The following is a 15,450-nucleotide window of genomic DNA, read 5'->3' as shown; positions in this document are numbered from 1 at the left end:
TTCATATCGGCGGCGTGCTCCGATTATGAAGAGAGCCGGCGTTTTCTTTTAACGGCCCATTCTAAAAGTGCGGCCGCGCATACTCCGAGGGTATAGGTGAAAATGTCGCTCCAGACAAATTGCCAGCCGAGGATCAGCCCGCCGAGCGTGCTGCTTCTGATCGCGTCAATCCACGGCGCATGATACAGCTGGCTGCATTCAATCAGACAGCAAAACGAGAGGCTCAGGATAGCGGCTGTTTCCGTCCGGATGTTTCGAAATAAAAAACCGAATCCGGTAAAAATCATTGCCGCCCACAGGGCATCTCCTAAATAAGCGGTTATCATGCCGGGCAATAGGTTGGTAATGCAGGCGGTTCTGGATAATAAACCGAGGGCGATGATAAAAACGGTCAATGCCCCGTATGTCAATCGATGTCTGTTCACTTCACACTGTTCCCCTTTTTTTGTACTCCCATGTATTGTAAGGAATGACGGAGAAGCTGTCTATGAAAAAAACGGCCCGGGAGGCCGCTGTTTCGGATTATCTTTCTTTTAGGTTGACATGGTCTGCTTTTTGATCACTGCCGATGACGAAGCGGAGCTCATACTGTCCCGTATGATAGACGTAATCTGTTTCGCCCGTTTTCGGCACTGTCAGGATTTTGTCAGCGCTGCCGATTTGTTTGCTTAAAACGTCAGGTGTGACGCTGCCGAGGTTTAAACGCCGTTCCACCCCTGTCCCGAAATAGCGGATTTCTGAGATTTTGCCGTTTTTATGATAGGAAAATCCATAACCGGGGTTTCCCATGTTCCAGCTGTATAAATCAAATGGATTGCGGCTGTCTGCTTTCTGTTCCGGCTCGCCGATTTTATCGTAAACATCCTGTCTCGTGCTTTGGTTGATTTTCAGGCCTTTCACTTGTTGCGGCATTTCCCCTTGAAACGCCGATTGATAAAGGCTGTTCACCAGTTCTTGTGCACGTTGATTTTCCGTTTTTGAAGCGGCTGCAGCATGAACGGACTGTGTATCCGAAACTGCTTCTGCGCTGAATGCGCCGCCTGTGAGCATCACGGCCGACAATCCCGTGATGAGTGTTTTTTTCTTCAGCATATGTGAATGCCTCCTTTTTACCGCTCATACCCGTATGTTTCCTCAGTTAAACGGGATGTTTTAGTGAAAGGTGGGCTGGGAATCATAAAGGATGTATAGAGGGGAACAGAAAGGGGAAAAGAAAATGGCTGATACAAAGAAGGTTACAATCAATGGCGTTGAAATGGAAGCCGCAGATGGACAAACCGTTTTGCAGCTTTTAAACAATAGTTCGATTGACGTGCCGCACGTGTGCTATCATCCGAGTCTCGGTCCGATTGAAACGTGCGATACTTGTATCGTCAGTGTTAACGGGGAACTCGTCCGTTCGTGTTCCGCGCAAATAAAGGACGGAGATGTCATTGATACGCTTTCGTCCGATGTGAAAAAAGCGCAGATTATCGGCATGGACAACATTCTGCACAACCATGAATTATACTGCACGGTTTGTGATTACAACAATGGGAGCTGCGAAGTACATAATACCGTAAAGGAAATGAAAATCAATCACCAAAGCATTCCGTTCGATCAAAAACCGTATCTTAAAGATGAATCAAATCCGTTTTACCGGTATGATCCCGATCAGTGCATCTTATGCGGACGTTGCGTCGAAGCCTGTCAGGACGTACAGGTAACTGAGACGTTAAGTATCGATTGGGAGCGCAAACGCCCGCGGGTCATTTGGGATCAGGATGTGCCGATTAATGAATCATCATGTGTTTCCTGCGGACATTGTTCAACCGTATGTCCGTGCAATGCCATGATGGAAAAAGGCATGGAAGGCGAAGCGGGTTATTTAACAGGCATCAATGAAGAGACGCTTCGGCCGATGATTGACATCACAAAAGGCGTCGAAACCGGCTACGGCTCGATTTTAGCCATATCAGACATGGAATCGGCCATGCGTGATGAAAGAATCAAAAAGACGAAAACCGTATGCACATACTGCGGTGTCGGCTGCAGTTTTGATATATGGACGAAAGGAAGAGACATTTTAAAGGTAGAACCTCAGGCCGAGGCGCCCGCAAACGGCATTTCGACGTGTGTAAAAGGGAAATTCGGCTGGGATTTCGTCAATAGTGAAAAGCGTCTTACCAAACCGCTTATACGGGAAGGGGATTCGTTTCGGGAGGCGGAATGGGATGAAGCGCTGCAGCTGATCGCCGATAAATTTACCGATATAAAAGAACATTTCGGCCCGGACGCGCTTGCTTTTATCACATCTTCCAAATGCACGAATGAAGAATCATACGTGATGCAGAAGCTTGCCAGAGCCGTGATCGGCACAAATAATGTCGACAACTGCTCACGCTACTGCCAGTCTCCAGCTACGGCCGGTTTGTTCAGAACGGTCGGATACGGCGGCGATTCAGGATCGATTACAGATATAGAAAAAGCTGAGCTCGTACTGATTATCGGCTCAAATACGTCTGAGTCTCACCCCGTTCTGTCTACACGTATTAAACGTTCCCATAAGCTGCACGGACAGAAGCTCGTCGTGGCGGACTTGCGAAAACATGAAATGGCCGAGCGCTCCGACGTGTTTTTCCAGCCGCGTGCCGGATCGGATATTGTCTGGCTGAACGCCGTATCGAAGTATCTGCTTGATCACGATTTGGCGGATACTGCATTTCTGAATGAAAGAGTGAACGGATTAGATGAATTCGTGAAAAGCCTTGAACCTTACACAATAGAATATGCTGAAAAACATACCGGTGTGGACAAGGAGACCTTAATCAAGGTAGCGCGGATGATTCATGAAGCCGGCAGTGTGTGCGCGCTGTGGGCAATGGGGGTTACTCAGCATATCGGAGGAAGTGATACGAGCACGGCCATTTCCAACCTGCTGCTTGTGACCGGAAATTACGGCAAGCCCGGGGCAGGCTCATATCCGCTTCGGGGCCATAATAACGTGCAAGGTGCCAGTGATTTCGGCAGCATGCCTGACAGCTTCCCCGGTTATGAAAAAGTAACGGATGAAAAAGCCCGCAAAAAGTATGAACAGGGCTGGGGAGCAGACCTGCCGAAAGAAATCGGAATGACAAATCATGAAATGATCGAAGGCATCCACTCGGGAAAACTGAAGTCGATGTACTTAAAAGGAGAAGAAATGGGGCTTGTCGACTCCAACATTAACCATGTTCATGCCGCCTTTGAAAAGCTTGATTTCTTCGTTGTGCAGGATATTTTTCTCTCGCGGACGGCCGAGTTCGCCGATGTGGTGCTCCCGGCAAGCCCGAGCCTTGAAAAAGAAGGCACGTTTACGAATACGGAACGGAGGGTGCAGCGCCTTTACCAAGTGTTTGAACCGCTGGGCGATTCAAAGCCTGACTGGCAGATCATTACGGACATCGCCAACCGGCTGGGCGCTGATTGGCGCTATGAACATCCGGCAGACATTATGGAAGAAGCGGCGATGCTTTCACCGCTCTACGCAGGCGTCACTTACGAACGTCTCGAAGGCTACAATTCACTGCAATGGCCCGTTGCAGCGGATGGAACCGATTCACCGCTTTTATTTACGGAGAAGTTCCCGTTTTCAGACGGCAAAGCGGTTCTTTATCCCGTTCAGTGGACCGAGCCGAAAGAATTTGATGAAGAGTATGATCTCCATGTGAATAACGGGCGGCTGCTTGAGCATTTTCACGAAGGAAACCTGACTTACCGGTCAAAAGGAATTTCCGAAAAAACACCGAGTGTGTTTCTGGAGGTCTCACCCGAACTCGCTGAAGAAAGAGGGCTTGAAGACGGGACGCTTGTCCGCCTGACATCACCGTACGGAAATGTGAAAGTCAAATGCGTCATTACAGACCGGGTAAAAGGCAAACAAGTTTATCTGCCGATGAACGATTCAAAAGATGCCGCCATTAACCTTTTAACAAGCAGCTATGCGGATAAGGATACGGATACACCAGCCTATAAAGAAACCTCAGCGAAGATGGAGATTTTGAAAAAAGAAGGCATTAATCCGCTTCCGAAAATCAATTTCCGTTACGGAAACCCGCAGCCGCAGATCGGTGTCCAGGTTGAGCGGAAATGGGCGCGAAAAGATTATGTATTTCCGGGAGACGCGGTAAAAAGGGGGAAACAGCAAAATGGCTAAAGCAACCCGCACCATCCGAAAACAGACCGTCACGGAAGAAGACAAACGAAGAAAGGATTTAGAAGAGATTGAGACGGCTCTTCTGCAAAATAAAGACGCGATTTTGGAGTCTTTGCACATTCTTCAGCACATGAATGAGCGCGGCGTTTTGGCGCTTCTGCGCGGACTTTTCGGCCAGGGCGACAAAGTGATGGACATCCTCGTGAAGAAGGCGAATACGCCGGAAACGGCCAATATGCTGAAAAATCTCCTGCTGTTAACCGGCGTCCTCGGCATGCTTGATGTAAAACAGCTTGAACCGTTTATCGTCAAAATCAACGCGGGCGTCACAAAGGCTGTTGAGGAGAAAGACAGCAGCAAAAAGACGGGTTATTTTGATATCGTCCGCGCTTTAAAAGACCCGGAAATCAACAAGGCCGTCACGCTGCTGTTTTCTTTCCTGAAAGGCATGGGTGCTGATACAAGTGACATGGAGAGAAATACGCGGCCTCCTGAAGACCAAAAGCACCATCAGGAACCGCAGACGAATGAGTGAACATCACCCCCCGAGCCTCTCATACGGCTCGGGTTTTTTGTGCGTTCACGCTGCTTTCTTGGGAAAAATTTCACCTCGGGATTCATGACTTTTGTTGTGTTATGTTAATAGTTAAGGTTATGAATAGAAAAAAATTGAAAATATGTGCTAGGATAAAATTCAAAGTAGGTCAACTGTTCAAATATGAAACAATCAGGAGTGATAAAACATGAGTAAGCTGAGGAGCCCGAGACAAGCCATCCAAAGAACCCTGATGAAAGGAAAAAACGGCCTGGACGTATACAACCCTTTTCCTTGGTACGAAAAAATGAGACGGGAAAGCCCCATTCAATTTGATGAAGAAACTAAGGTATGGAGTGTGTTTTTATATGATGATGTCAAAAGGGTCATCAGTGATAAAGAGACTTTCTCAAGCCTTATGCCAGACGTGAAAAGCTCGATTGCAAAGTCCATGCTGAATATGGACCCGCCGAAGCATACCCAAATCAGATCGGCCGTCAATCGCGCTTTCACTCCGCGCGTACTGAAGGAATGGGAGCCGAGAATTGAAGACATTACAGAGAATCTGCTGAAACAGGCAAAGAACAAAGGGCGGATTGATATCGTGAAAGATCTTTCCTATCCTTTGCCGGTCACGGTGATTTCAGAATTATTAGGCGTCCCGTCCGAATACATGGCGCAGTTTAAAAAATGGTCGGACATTCTCGTCAGCATGCCGAAAGATGCGAGTCCTGAAGCGGCGGAGAAAAATCAGCAGGAACGTGACCAATGTGAGGCGGAGCTGGCGGCGTTTTTTGCGGAAATAATAGAAAGCAAACGAAAACAGCCCGGCCAAGACATAATTTCTATTTTGATCAAAGAGGAAGAAGAAGGGGAGAAGCTCTCGGCAGAAGACCTAATTCCGTTTTGCAATTTGCTTTTAGTAGCGGGAAATGAAACAACGACTAATCTCATTTCAAATGCGGTTTACAGTATATTAGAGACGCCCGGCCTTTATAAAGAACTGAGACAGGACCCTTCTCTCATCGCGCAAACGGTGGAGGAAACACTGCGTTTTCGCGCTCCCGCTCCATTTGTCAGAAGAACGGTCCGGCATGATACTGAATTGTGCGGCCGCCGTCTGAAAACCGGGGATATCGTTCTTTGCTATATTGCATCTGCCAACCGTGATGAAAACAAATTTGAGCAGGCTGACGTATTTGATATTCATCGCGAGTCAAATCCGCACCTCTCCTTCGGGTTCGGTATACACTTCTGCTTAGGAGCCCCGCTTGCCAGACTTGAAGCGGAAGTTGCGCTGAAAGGAATTGTAAAGTCCTTTCCACACCTGGAGCCCGTCCGGATTGAGCCGATCCGAAACAGTGTCATGTACGGGCTGGAGTCTTTAGAAGCGGAGATAAACGAAAATAAGGGAGAGAAACAAAGATGAGACAAACACACATCGCCATTATTAATGTGGGCGCTCACGGCCATGTCAATCCCACGCTGCCCGTAGCCGAAGAGCTTGTCAATCGCGGGCACAGAGTGACATTCGCTACGACTGAGGAATTCGAGGCTTCCGTTGCCAAAACGGGTGCCGTTCCTCTTTTATACCGCACAAGCATTAAGGCGGATCCGAAGACGATAAAAGAACGGGTAAATAAAAATGACGCGTTTGTGATGTTTCTGGAAGAAGCGGTTGAAGTGCTTCCGCAGCTGGAAGAGCTGTACAAAGACGACCTTCCCGACATCGTCCTGTTTGATTTTTTAGCGCTTGCCGGAAAGTTGTTTGCGGATAATGGCGGCATCCCGGCCGTAAAGTTCTGCCCAAGCTATGCAATGAATGAGTATTTTCAATTAGGAAGAGACGAAGAAACGATGGAAGCCGCCAAACAGGCGATAGAAGAATATCAGGAGAAAATTGAAAATGAACAACTGAAACGGATGACGATGGAAGAGTTTTTCATGCCTGAAAAACTGAATATCGTCTTTATGCCAAGAGCCTTTCAGCCGAAACAGGAAACCTTTGATGAACGGTTTTGTTTTGCCGGTCCGTCCCTTGGGAAACGCACAAATACGGGAAGTTTGGAAATTGATGCGGCTGATGACCGTCCGCTTATGCTCATCTCTCTTGGAACTGCGTTTAACGCTTGGCCTGAATTTTACCAAATGTGTATCGATGCGTTTCGGGACTCAGACTGGCGGGTTATTATGTCAGTCGGCACAACAATTGATCCGGACAGTTTTTCGGATGTGCCCGATCACTTTATTATCCGCCAGCACGTTCCGCAGCTTGATGTACTGGAGAAAGCAAAGCTGTTCGTATCTCACGGCGGGATGAACAGTACAATGGAGGCGATGAATGCGGGTGTTCCGCTCGTTGTCGTTCCGCAAATGCACGAACAAGAGGTCACTGCAAAGCGCGTGGATGAATTGGGGCTCGGCGTGCATCTGCCGCCGAAGGAAGTCACAGCGGCGCGTCTCCAAAAAGATGTTCAGAAAGTTTACGGTGATAAAAACATCCTCAGCCGTGTGAAAAGCATGCAGCAGAAAATAGAAGAAACCGGCGGCGCCAAACAGGCTGTTTGTGCCATTGAAGAATTTCTGAAAGAGGCGTCCGTCGAAAATTGATTGAAAAAACAGGCAGCGCCGGACGGCTGCCTGTTTTGTTATATATTTTTCTTCATACCGCATCTCCGGCATTCCCGCAAAAATTTTCCGCCCTTCACTGAGCTTTTAAACAGCGTATAGTCGCAATTATCACATCGGCCGCTGTGAACATCAGGATATTCATTGAACTCATAAATGACCGAAGTATCGTAACCTTTTGTTTCGAACTCTTTTTTTGTTTCCATGATTGAAAGTCCCTCCGCGAATCAAATCATTCTGCCCGGTTAATGATACAGCAACTGCACGGGGGATTCAACGGAGCATATCTTGATTTTCCCGGCTGATTGCGTAACAATAATAGAAATAAATGACGGCCTGCCATGGGGCGCCCGGCATCTGAAGGGAAGAAAAAACAGCGATGGGAAAAGGATTGAAAGGTAAACGGATTGCCATCGGCGGTTCGCGGAAAACAGAAGAGATCACAAGATTAATAGAAAAGCAGGGCGGAACGGCAGTCACCCGTTCCCTCCAAGGAACCGTATACTTGGCGGAGGATCAGATAGAACCTGATGTAAGAATATTTGCTGAGCAAAAAGCCGACTGGGTGATATTCACCACAGGCATCGGGACGGAAACGTTATTGTCCGTATCAGAAAAAATAGGTCTGAAAGAAGAATTTCTAGCGGCCGTACACGAAGCGAAAATCGGCTGCAGAGGCTATAAAACATATGCGGCCTTAAAGAAGCTCGGCATCACGCCGCATGCCTCTGATGAAGACGGTACAACAAGAGGGCTGATCCGCTCCTTGGAACGGTTTGACTTTAAAGACAAAAAAGTCATGATACAGCTTCATGGCGAAAAAGCGCCCGTTTTAACGGAATTCTTCGAGAAAAACGGAGCAGAGGTATTCCCCGTTCTGCCTTATCAGCATATTCCGCCTGAAAGGGAGACGGTTGATAAACTGCTGGGAGAGCTGTTAAACGGCGAGGTTGACGCCGTCTGTTTTACGACAGCCATTCAAGTGCGTTCTCTCTTTGATTATGCAAAAGAAAAAGGGTCCGCAAAAGAACTGCAGCAAGCATTCGAAAACCATGTTCTTGCCGCCGCAGTCGGCAAAGTGACGGCTGAAGCGATCAAGGATGAAGGGGTGGAGAGAGTCCTTGCTCCGGACATTGAGCGGATGGGAGCGATGATTATTGAATTATCCCGTTACTATGAATCTCTGACATTGTCATAAACAATCATTCAGCAGGGAAAAGCCTAAGCTTCCCTGCTGAATTTTTTTAATTGCCAGTGTTCCGTGAAAAGGGATGGATACGTTAAGGCGCTGAGTATGATACATGTAAGAAGAGCGGAGGCCATCGTTGTAAAAACGATCAACAGCTGAAAGCGCACCGCCTGTATCGGATCAGCCCCTGCTAAAATCTGTCCCGTCATCATGCCGGGAAGCTGAACGAGACCTAATGTTTTCTGGCTTTCCAGTGTCGGTATCATACTGAGTTTCATACTGGACGTCAATATATGGCGGACTGCCTGCTTAGGCGTTCCGCCGAGAGAGAGAATCAGCTGAATTTCTTCCTTCCGCAGATCCGCTTCCGAACTGAGCCGGTTTAAAAACAGGCTTGAAAGCACCATGGAGTTTCCGATGACCATGCCGCTTATCGGAATGACATATCTTGAAGTAAACGGAATGATATGAAGGGCCAGTAAAATTCCCTGTGTCACGATTTCCACAATAGCCAGTGTCAGATAAACGCGCCAAAATGAACCGATCCGCATTTTTTTCCGTTTGGCGACATTATGCGAAGCGGCCGTGAGCATAAGAAGCACCATGAGTAGGATAAACACCGGGTGATCACCGTGGAAAATCAGCGACAGCACATAGCCGATGATGAGAAGCTGAATGACGGCCCTGACGGTTGCGATGATCATATCTTTTTCTACGCCGGCTTTAAAAGATTTAGACAGAAATAAAGCGATAATGACAAATACACTTGTAAATAACAGAGAAAGATAATCCATATCAGCACCCGCTCCCTTGTAAAAGCGCCCGGGCCTTTTCGTGTTTCGGTTCTTTAAAGAACGTTTTCGTTTCCGCGATCTCTAAAAGCCTGCCCTCGGCCATAAACCACACCGTATCGGATATCCGTTCCGCTTGTTCAAGATTATGAGTGATCCACAGGATCGTCAGCTGTTTTTGCCGATGGAGCTTTGTAATCAGCTTTTCGATGATGAGAACAGATGTGGGGTCCAGGGCCGATGTAATTTCATCGAGCAGCAGGATAGACGGCAGGCTGGCGAGGGTTCTCGCCAACGAGAGCTTCTGCCGCTGTCCGCCGGATAATTCTTTTGCATTCTGATCCAGAAGCCCGTGCGGAAGATCAGTGAAGTCTGCGAGCTCTTCAGGCGTATAGTGCTGTGTCCCGTGAAGTTTTTCTGCGAGCAGAAGGTTGTCCCGCACTGTGCCGTCGATGACGGGAGCTGACTGGAATGCAAGGCCCGCGGTTTTTCTGAGCTCTCCGATGTCCCAGCGCCTTATTTCTTTTCCGAATACAAGCACTTCGCCTTCATCAGGTGTATTCATCAGATTGCACAGTGACAGCAGCGTGCTTTTCCCCGCGCCGGACGGCCCTATCAATGCCGTAATAGAGCCTTTTTGGATATGTCCGGTTACCTGGTTGAGGACATCAAAGGACGTATTGTTTTGTTTATAGCGTTTGCCGGCCGACAGAAAAGATATTGCCGGAATTTCTTCTTTCATACAGGATGACACCTTTCGTAAAAAAAATCAGGAACCGGTGAGATCGGCTGCCGTTTGTTCCGCCGTTTTCGGGTCTGCCTGCCGTGAAGCGAATGTATGCATGACCATTCCCGCAATAATAATGAACAGTCCGGCAAACGAAAGAAGTGACGGAAACGCTGCGGATAAAAAGACGATCTCGCCGATCAGCGCAAACAGAACCTCTCCGGATTGCGTCGCTTCAACAGCAGCGAGCTTCTGCGGCTCATTCCTCACCATATCGGTGGCGCGGAAAAATAACACTGTCGCGATAACACCCGAGCTGAGCGCGACGATAAAAGATTGAAATGTCTGCCCCATTGACGGAAGCCCGTCTCTGTGCCAGCCGAAAGCGGCGATCAGAAGCCAAAACGGAAGGCTTGCGAGCGTCATGCCGAGCACGCGCTGAAACGTGTCGAGTTTACCGCCGTATTGCTCCAGCATTTTTCGATTGCCGAGCGGATAGGCAAATGCGGCGATGACGACCGGCACAACACTGAATAGTATCGTGCGCCCGGACAGAGCGCCCGCATGCTGAAGCTGAATCAGGCCTGCTCCGATCAGGATGATGACGGAAGTAACCAGCGAAATCAGCGGGATCTTTTGTCTGACGGGAACCGGGCCCGCCGGTGAATCTTTTGTTTCATAGAAAAACGGCGACAGGAGCACACCCGCGACAATTGTAACCTGCCACGTGCCGGCGATCAGCCAGCCCGGCCCGTATGCCGCCGCAAAAGTAATCGGGGCATAAAAAAGCACGAAGCCGGTAAAGCTCCACTTCAGCCAAAAAAACGGTTTTTTCCGGATTTCATGCCAGAGCGGCACCCATTTTCCTTTCGCATAAACGATCAGAAATAAAAACGGAACCATAAAAAGAAAACGCAGGGAAGAGCTCCACATCCAGTTTCCGCCGGAAAGCTCCATCGCCCTGTTTAAAATAAATGTAACTGCAAAAAACAGAGATGCCAATATTCCGAATATGATGGCTTTCATGAAATCCCTCATTTTGACACATATTTTTTTATACTATACTATTCACCGGCAGGCTTCGCAATGGAATATGTGAAAATAGCGTTTTAACAACAGATGAATGGGAAACAGACATATACGGAGGTGAACACAATGCAGAAAGAGGATATTGAAGTTCTTTATTTTGAAGATGACGGCCGCATTCCGAATAATCCGAATCTCCCGCTTGTCATTTATAAAGCGGTATTTAATGAAGAAACGGTACAGAAAGCGGAATCCGTCCTCCGCCGGCACGATTGGTCGAACAGCTGGAGGGGCGGAGTATTTCCGTATCACCATTTTCACAGCACCACCCACGAAGTTCTCGTCGCGGTAAAAGGAAACGCGGTTTTGAGGTTCGGCGGGGAACAAGGCGCAGACGCCGTTCTTCAAACTGGAGACGCAGCGGTCATTCCGGCCGGCACCGGACATAAAAAACTGTCGGCCAGTTCTGATTTCACCGTGATCGGGGCTTATCCGGGCGGCCGGCAGTACGATACAAAAACGGAGAAAAATGATAGAACTTCAGAAGAAATCAGCCGTGTCCCGCTCCCGGAATATGATCCCTTTACGGGAAAAACGGGCCCGCTTATAAAATTGTGGGAGAAATGACAGGGGAAAAGCGGATGGTCTGTAAAAAAATAGCCTAAAAGAAACGTTATTACACCCCGGCCATATAAATAATTTCATAAACGAAACAATTCACGTTCAAATTTTGTTCAAAAAGTGTTATTATATAAGAGTAATTCAAATTGGGGTTTTTTATGTTTGCTATTTTCAGAGAGGAAAAAGAAATTTTGACTTATTCAATTGTTTTTGTTGATATAAAAATAATACTGAATATGGCAAAGTGAAAAACTGGGTAGTAAACATTTATTTTTGTAACTGATTGTGCACGGATTCACAATCTTGCTTTTTCATGCTTTTCTGCATGAGAGGGGAAAGGCTACCCTTTCCAAAAAAATCAGCACACTGCTTATAGTAAAGGAGAATCGGATATGCCAGAAACAATCGATCAAACAAATGCATCTGTCAGCCAAGGCCAACGCGATCTTATTGATCAGCTGCTAAAACCTGAAGTTCAAGAATCACTGACTGTTTTAGTGGATCAGCTACCAAAACTGACTGAGTTAGTAAATATTTTAACGAAGTCTTATGATTTTGCACAGTCTGTAGCGACAGACGAAGTATTGAAGAGCGATACAGTGGGTGCGCTTACAGAAATTCTTGAGCCTGTGAAAGAAACAGCGAAAGACATTGCGGCTACTGCGATCGAAGCAAAAGACCGCGCGGATGCAAGCAATGACACGATCGGACTTTTCGGCCTGCTGCGCATGCTGAAAGATCCTCAAGCGCAAAAGCTGTTCCGTTTTGCTAACAGCTATCTTGAAATCATGAACGAAAAACAAAAATAATCTCAGATTCAAATTGATATAAAGGACGGAGGATATACGATGTCAAAACATATTGTCATTTTAGGCGCTGGTTACGGCGGAGTTCTTTCTGCTTTAACCGTTCGCAAACATTACAGTAAAGATGAAGCACGCGTAACCGTTGTGAACAAATACCCGACTCACCAAATTATTACGGAACTGCACCGCCTTGCAGCCGGCAACGTGTCTGAACAGGCTGTTGCTATGCCGCTTGAAAAACTTCTTAAAGGAAAAGACGTTGACATTAAAATCGCAGAAGTCAATTCTTTCTCAGTTGATAAAAAAGAAGTCGCCCTTTCTGACGGTTCTAAGCTGACTTATGACGCGCTTGTTGTCGGACTTGGTTCAGTTACGGCTTATTTCGGCATTCCTGGACTCGAAGAAAACAGCATGGTGCTCAAATCTGCTGCGGATGCCAACAAAGTATACAAACACGTGGAAGACCGTGTGCGTGAATACTCTAAAACGAAAAACGAAGCTGATGCAACGATTCTTATCGGCGGCGGCGGCTTAACAGGCGTTGAGCTTGTCGGTGAGCTTGCTGACATCATGCCGAACCTTACGAAAAAATACGGCGTAGACCATAAAGAAATCAAACTGAAACTAGTTGAAGCAGGTCCGAAAATTCTTCCTGTTCTTCCTGATGATCTTATCGAACGCGCGACAAAAAGTCTTGAAAAACGCGGTGTTGAGTTCTTAACAGGTCTTCCTGTTACAAACGTGGAAGGAAACGTCATTGATCTGAAAGACGGTTCAAAAGTCGTTGCCAACACATTTGTGTGGACAGGCGGCGTACAAGGCAACCCGTTAGTCGGCGAATCAGGTCTTGAAGTGAACCGCGGCCGCGCGACTGTTAATGATTTCTTACAATCTACTTCTCACGAAGATGTATTTGTTGTCGGAGACAGCGCAGTATACTTTGCGCCGGACGGCCGTCCATACCCGCCTACAGCGCAAATCGCATGGCAGATGGGTGAACTTGTCGGTTACAACCTGTTCGCTTACTTAGAAGGAAAAACGCTTGAAACATTCAAGCCTGTAAACTCTGGTACGCTTGCAAGTCTCGGACGTAAAGACGCGGTTGCCATCATCGGAGCGAACTCTACTCCGCTGAAAGGTCTTCCGGCATCTTTAATGAAAGAAGCAAGTAACGTACGTTATTTAACACATATCAAAGGATTATTCAGCCTGGCTTACTAATCCTTCAAATGACACTGCCGACTTTCTCGGCAGTGTTTTTTTATGTCTGAATGTTAACGTGAACATTCAGTGTCTTCCGTCATCAGAATTTCTTTCAGGCATCGGACTGATCAATACCGGCTATATCCCGAATACATCTCGACGAAAGGCACGTTAATCGGGATTATAGGCTCCTTTTGCTGTGCGCCATGCTGATTATCGGTATGATGGATAAGCTGATAGACAGGCAGCATGCCGAGCCCGTTCAGGACTTACATCATGCAAAACCTCAACTTTAGTGATTTTATGGACTGTCCGTTAATGGTACAATAGAAATAAATGACAGTATACAGGGAGAAAGGAAAACCGATGGTAACCATAAAAGATATCGCAAAACTCGCCAACGTATCCCACACAACGGTATCCCGGGCACTGAACGGCAGCCCTTACATTAAAGAGCATACAAAACAGAAGATATTAGAGCTCGCTTCACAGCTGAATTACACACCGAATGTAAATGCAAAAAGCCTTGCCATGCAAAAGTCCCATACGATCGGACTGTTTTTTACAAGCATCACAAACGGAACTTCACACAGCTTTTTTTCCGATACCATCAAAGGAGTAAACCGCACAATCAGCGAGGAATACAATTTGTTCGTCCGCGCGATTGACGACCTGAAAAGCTTTGAAACCATTACGCCCATGAGGTATGACGGAATCATCTTAATGAGCCAAAGCGACAGTGATAATTCCTTTATTTATCATATCCGTGAGAAAAACATCCCGCTCGTCGTGCTGAACCGGGACATTGATGACCGGAGCATCACGAATATCCTGTCAAACGATAAAGAAGGCTCCAGACAGGCGGTCGACTGCCTGATCGCAAACGGACACAGAGATATCGCGATCATTGAGGGAAAAGAAGGATTCAGGTCAACTTCTCAGCGGAAAGAAGGCTATTTGTCATCTTTAATTGATCATGCTATTCCGATTAAGCAAGAATACAGTGTAAAAGGCCGCTACGATATGGAGAGCGGCAGTCAGGCGATGGAAAAACTCTTGGCGCTTCAATCACCGCCTACCGCTGTTTTTTGTTCAAATGATGATATGGCGATCGGAGCGATGAACGCCATTTTCGCCAAAGGTCTGAACGTTCCCGAAGACATATCCGTCATTGGGTTTGATGACATCGGCATTTCACAATACATGACGCCGAGGCTTTCGACCGTAAAACGCCCGGTTGAAAAAATCAGTATCCTCGGCGCAGAGAAGATTCTGGCGCTTATCGCTGATCCGAATACGGCGGCTGAAAAAATATATGAAAACACTGAGGTGATGATAAGAGATTCAATCAAAAAACTCACATAAACTGCCCGTCTGAATATCCGGGTTTTTTTATACGGAAAAATGTTAACGTGTGCATAAATGCAGCAGGAGGCGGACAGCTTGCGGCAGCTGAATAAAAAGATGTGCGGCGGATGCATTCAATATCCTGAAAAAGTCCTTCAGTTCGGTGAAGGCCATTTCTTGCGGGCTTTATCAGTCCCGTGTGACGTTATAAGGGAACAGGCGATCCGTGAAAGGGTTGCTTTTTTGTTTTGGAATGAATTGTGAAAATGGGAAGTGCGAAAATGCAGGCAGAAGAAAAATGTTACTGCATACTTGATTAAGTTATAATCATGGAATGACACTTTAAATAAAGGGAATTTTCATAATATATAATTATTATAGAAGATTGATTTTCAGATCACGT

At 47.0% G+C, this 15,450-nt stretch carries 16 protein-coding genes; 10 read left to right on the top strand and 6 right to left on the bottom strand.

Going from position 1 to position 15,450, the window contains the following annotated elements:
- Positions 1-23 precede the first annotated feature (23 nt).
- Both AC1DN5_RS07295 and AC1DN5_RS07290 read right to left on the bottom strand, forming a co-directional pair.
- Positions 24-425: a ribosomal maturation YjgA family protein gene (locus AC1DN5_RS07295; protein WP_366969521.1), complete on the bottom strand. Its 402-nt coding sequence runs from the start codon at positions 423-425 to the stop codon at positions 24-26.
- Between the two features lie 97 nt (positions 426-522).
- Positions 523-1,092 carry a YjgB family protein gene (locus tag AC1DN5_RS07290; protein ID WP_049628297.1) on the bottom strand — a complete coding sequence of 190 codons (570 nt, stop codon included), beginning with the start codon at positions 1,090-1,092 and terminating at the stop codon, positions 523-525.
- Positions 1,093-1,216: 124 nt separating this feature from the next.
- Between AC1DN5_RS07290 and fdhF the strand changes: the two genes are divergently transcribed.
- The 4 genes from fdhF to AC1DN5_RS07270 all read left to right on the top strand — a co-directional run bounded on the left by fdhF (position 1,217) and on the right by AC1DN5_RS07270 (position 7,319).
- Positions 1,217-4,174, top strand: a complete 2,958-nt coding sequence (gene fdhF, locus AC1DN5_RS07285; protein ID WP_366969519.1) for a formate dehydrogenase subunit alpha — start codon at positions 1,217-1,219, stop codon at positions 4,172-4,174.
- Positions 4,167-4,709: a helical membrane plugin domain-containing protein gene (locus AC1DN5_RS07280; RefSeq protein ID WP_016936482.1), complete on the top strand. Its 543-nt coding sequence runs from the start codon at positions 4,167-4,169 to the stop codon at positions 4,707-4,709. The genes fdhF and AC1DN5_RS07280 overlap by 8 nt, the downstream gene beginning before the upstream one ends.
- Before the next feature lie 208 nt (positions 4,710-4,917).
- A complete protein-coding gene (locus AC1DN5_RS07275; protein ID WP_366969518.1) occupies positions 4,918-6,138 on the top strand; it encodes a cytochrome P450 in 1,221 nt (406 codons plus the stop codon).
- The gene (locus tag AC1DN5_RS07270) at positions 6,135-7,319 is read left to right on the top strand and encodes a macrolide family glycosyltransferase (RefSeq protein ID WP_016936480.1); all 1,185 of its coding nucleotides are present in this window, start codon (positions 6,135-6,137) and stop codon (positions 7,317-7,319) included. The genes AC1DN5_RS07275 and AC1DN5_RS07270 overlap by 4 nt, the downstream gene beginning before the upstream one ends.
- A gap of 38 nt (positions 7,320-7,357) precedes the next feature.
- On the opposite strand, the gene AC1DN5_RS07265 is transcribed toward AC1DN5_RS07270, so the two are convergent.
- Positions 7,358-7,543, bottom strand: coding sequence for a DUF8096 family protein (locus AC1DN5_RS07265; protein ID WP_003154919.1), 186 nt, complete (start codon positions 7,541-7,543; stop codon positions 7,358-7,360).
- 173 nt (positions 7,544-7,716) lie between these two features.
- Between AC1DN5_RS07265 and AC1DN5_RS07260 the strand changes: the two genes are divergently transcribed.
- Positions 7,717-8,535, top strand: coding sequence for a uroporphyrinogen-III synthase (locus AC1DN5_RS07260; protein WP_366969517.1), 819 nt, complete (start codon positions 7,717-7,719; stop codon positions 8,533-8,535).
- Positions 8,536-8,558: 23 nt separating this feature from the next.
- Here the strand turns inward: AC1DN5_RS07260 and AC1DN5_RS07255 are convergent, their stop codons facing one another.
- From AC1DN5_RS07255 to AC1DN5_RS07245, 3 genes are read right to left on the bottom strand one after another with little or no spacing between them, the layout of a single operon-like run.
- The gene (locus AC1DN5_RS07255) at positions 8,559-9,320 is read right to left on the bottom strand and encodes an ABC transporter permease (RefSeq protein WP_016936479.1); all 762 of its coding nucleotides are present in this window, start codon (positions 9,318-9,320) and stop codon (positions 8,559-8,561) included.
- Position 9,321: 1 nt separating this feature from the next.
- Positions 9,322-10,059, bottom strand: coding sequence for an ABC transporter ATP-binding protein (locus tag AC1DN5_RS07250; protein ID WP_366969516.1), 738 nt, complete (start codon positions 10,057-10,059; stop codon positions 9,322-9,324).
- A gap of 27 nt (positions 10,060-10,086) precedes the next feature.
- Positions 10,087-11,070, bottom strand: coding sequence for a DMT family transporter (locus tag AC1DN5_RS07245; RefSeq protein ID WP_366969515.1), 984 nt, complete (start codon positions 11,068-11,070; stop codon positions 10,087-10,089).
- A 129-nt stretch (positions 11,071-11,199) separates the two neighbouring features.
- Between AC1DN5_RS07245 and AC1DN5_RS07240 the strand changes: the two genes are divergently transcribed.
- The 5 genes from AC1DN5_RS07240 to AC1DN5_RS07220 all read left to right on the top strand — a co-directional run bounded on the left by AC1DN5_RS07240 (position 11,200) and on the right by AC1DN5_RS07220 (position 15,311).
- Positions 11,200-11,697 carry a cupin domain-containing protein gene (locus AC1DN5_RS07240; RefSeq protein ID WP_049628303.1) on the top strand — a complete coding sequence of 166 codons (498 nt, stop codon included), beginning with the start codon at positions 11,200-11,202 and terminating at the stop codon, positions 11,695-11,697.
- Between the two features lie 386 nt (positions 11,698-12,083).
- Entirely contained in the window at positions 12,084-12,500 is a 417-nt protein-coding gene (locus AC1DN5_RS07235) for a helical membrane plugin domain-containing protein (RefSeq protein WP_016936474.1), read from the top strand.
- Positions 12,501-12,539: 39 nt separating this feature from the next.
- Positions 12,540-13,718, top strand: coding sequence for an NAD(P)/FAD-dependent oxidoreductase (locus tag AC1DN5_RS07230; protein ID WP_016936473.1), 1,179 nt, complete (start codon positions 12,540-12,542; stop codon positions 13,716-13,718).
- Between the two features lie 348 nt (positions 13,719-14,066).
- Positions 14,067-15,065: a LacI family DNA-binding transcriptional regulator gene (locus AC1DN5_RS07225; RefSeq protein ID WP_366969514.1), complete on the top strand. Its 999-nt coding sequence runs from the start codon at positions 14,067-14,069 to the stop codon at positions 15,063-15,065.
- A gap of 78 nt (positions 15,066-15,143) precedes the next feature.
- Entirely contained in the window at positions 15,144-15,311 is a 168-nt protein-coding gene (locus AC1DN5_RS07220; RefSeq protein ID WP_366969685.1) for a hypothetical protein, read from the top strand.
- Positions 15,312-15,450 lie beyond the last annotated feature (139 nt).

The sequence above is a fragment of the Bacillus sp. 01N42_2 genome, from assembly GCF_056399565.1.
Note: the sequence above shows the minus strand (reverse complement) of the source record. Positions and strands in the feature narration are given on the sequence as shown.

Excerpts from the sequence above, each read along its gene's own strand:
- AC1DN5_RS07230 (WP_016936473.1), top strand. The coding sequence starts at position 12,540 with ATGTCAAAACATATTGTCATTTTAGGCGCTGGTTACGGCGGAGTTCTT.
- AC1DN5_RS07255 (WP_016936479.1), bottom strand. The coding sequence starts at position 9,320 with ATGGATTATCTTTCTCTGTTATTTACAAGTGTATTTGTCATTATCGCT.
- AC1DN5_RS07265 (WP_003154919.1), bottom strand. The coding sequence starts at position 7,543 with ATGGAAACAAAAAAAGAGTTCGAAACAAAAGGTTACGATACTTCGGTC.
- AC1DN5_RS07260 (WP_366969517.1), top strand. The coding sequence starts at position 7,717 with ATGGGAAAAGGATTGAAAGGTAAACGGATTGCCATCGGCGGTTCGCGG.
- AC1DN5_RS07235 (WP_016936474.1), top strand. The coding sequence starts at position 12,084 with ATGCCAGAAACAATCGATCAAACAAATGCATCTGTCAGCCAAGGCCAA.
- AC1DN5_RS07245 (WP_366969515.1), bottom strand. The coding sequence starts at position 11,070 with ATGAAAGCCATCATATTCGGAATATTGGCATCTCTGTTTTTTGCAGTT.
- AC1DN5_RS07290 (WP_049628297.1), bottom strand. The coding sequence starts at position 1,092 with ATGCTGAAGAAAAAAACACTCATCACGGGATTGTCGGCCGTGATGCTC.
- AC1DN5_RS07225 (WP_366969514.1), top strand. The coding sequence starts at position 14,067 with ATGGTAACCATAAAAGATATCGCAAAACTCGCCAACGTATCCCACACA.
- AC1DN5_RS07250 (WP_366969516.1), bottom strand. The coding sequence starts at position 10,059 with ATGAAAGAAGAAATTCCGGCAATATCTTTTCTGTCGGCCGGCAAACGC.
- AC1DN5_RS07280 (WP_016936482.1), top strand. The coding sequence starts at position 4,167 with ATGGCTAAAGCAACCCGCACCATCCGAAAACAGACCGTCACGGAAGAA.
- fdhF (WP_366969519.1), top strand. The coding sequence starts at position 1,217 with ATGGCTGATACAAAGAAGGTTACAATCAATGGCGTTGAAATGGAAGCC.
- AC1DN5_RS07240 (WP_049628303.1), top strand. The coding sequence starts at position 11,200 with ATGCAGAAAGAGGATATTGAAGTTCTTTATTTTGAAGATGACGGCCGC.
- AC1DN5_RS07270 (WP_016936480.1), top strand. The coding sequence starts at position 6,135 with ATGAGACAAACACACATCGCCATTATTAATGTGGGCGCTCACGGCCAT.
- AC1DN5_RS07275 (WP_366969518.1), top strand. The coding sequence starts at position 4,918 with ATGAGTAAGCTGAGGAGCCCGAGACAAGCCATCCAAAGAACCCTGATG.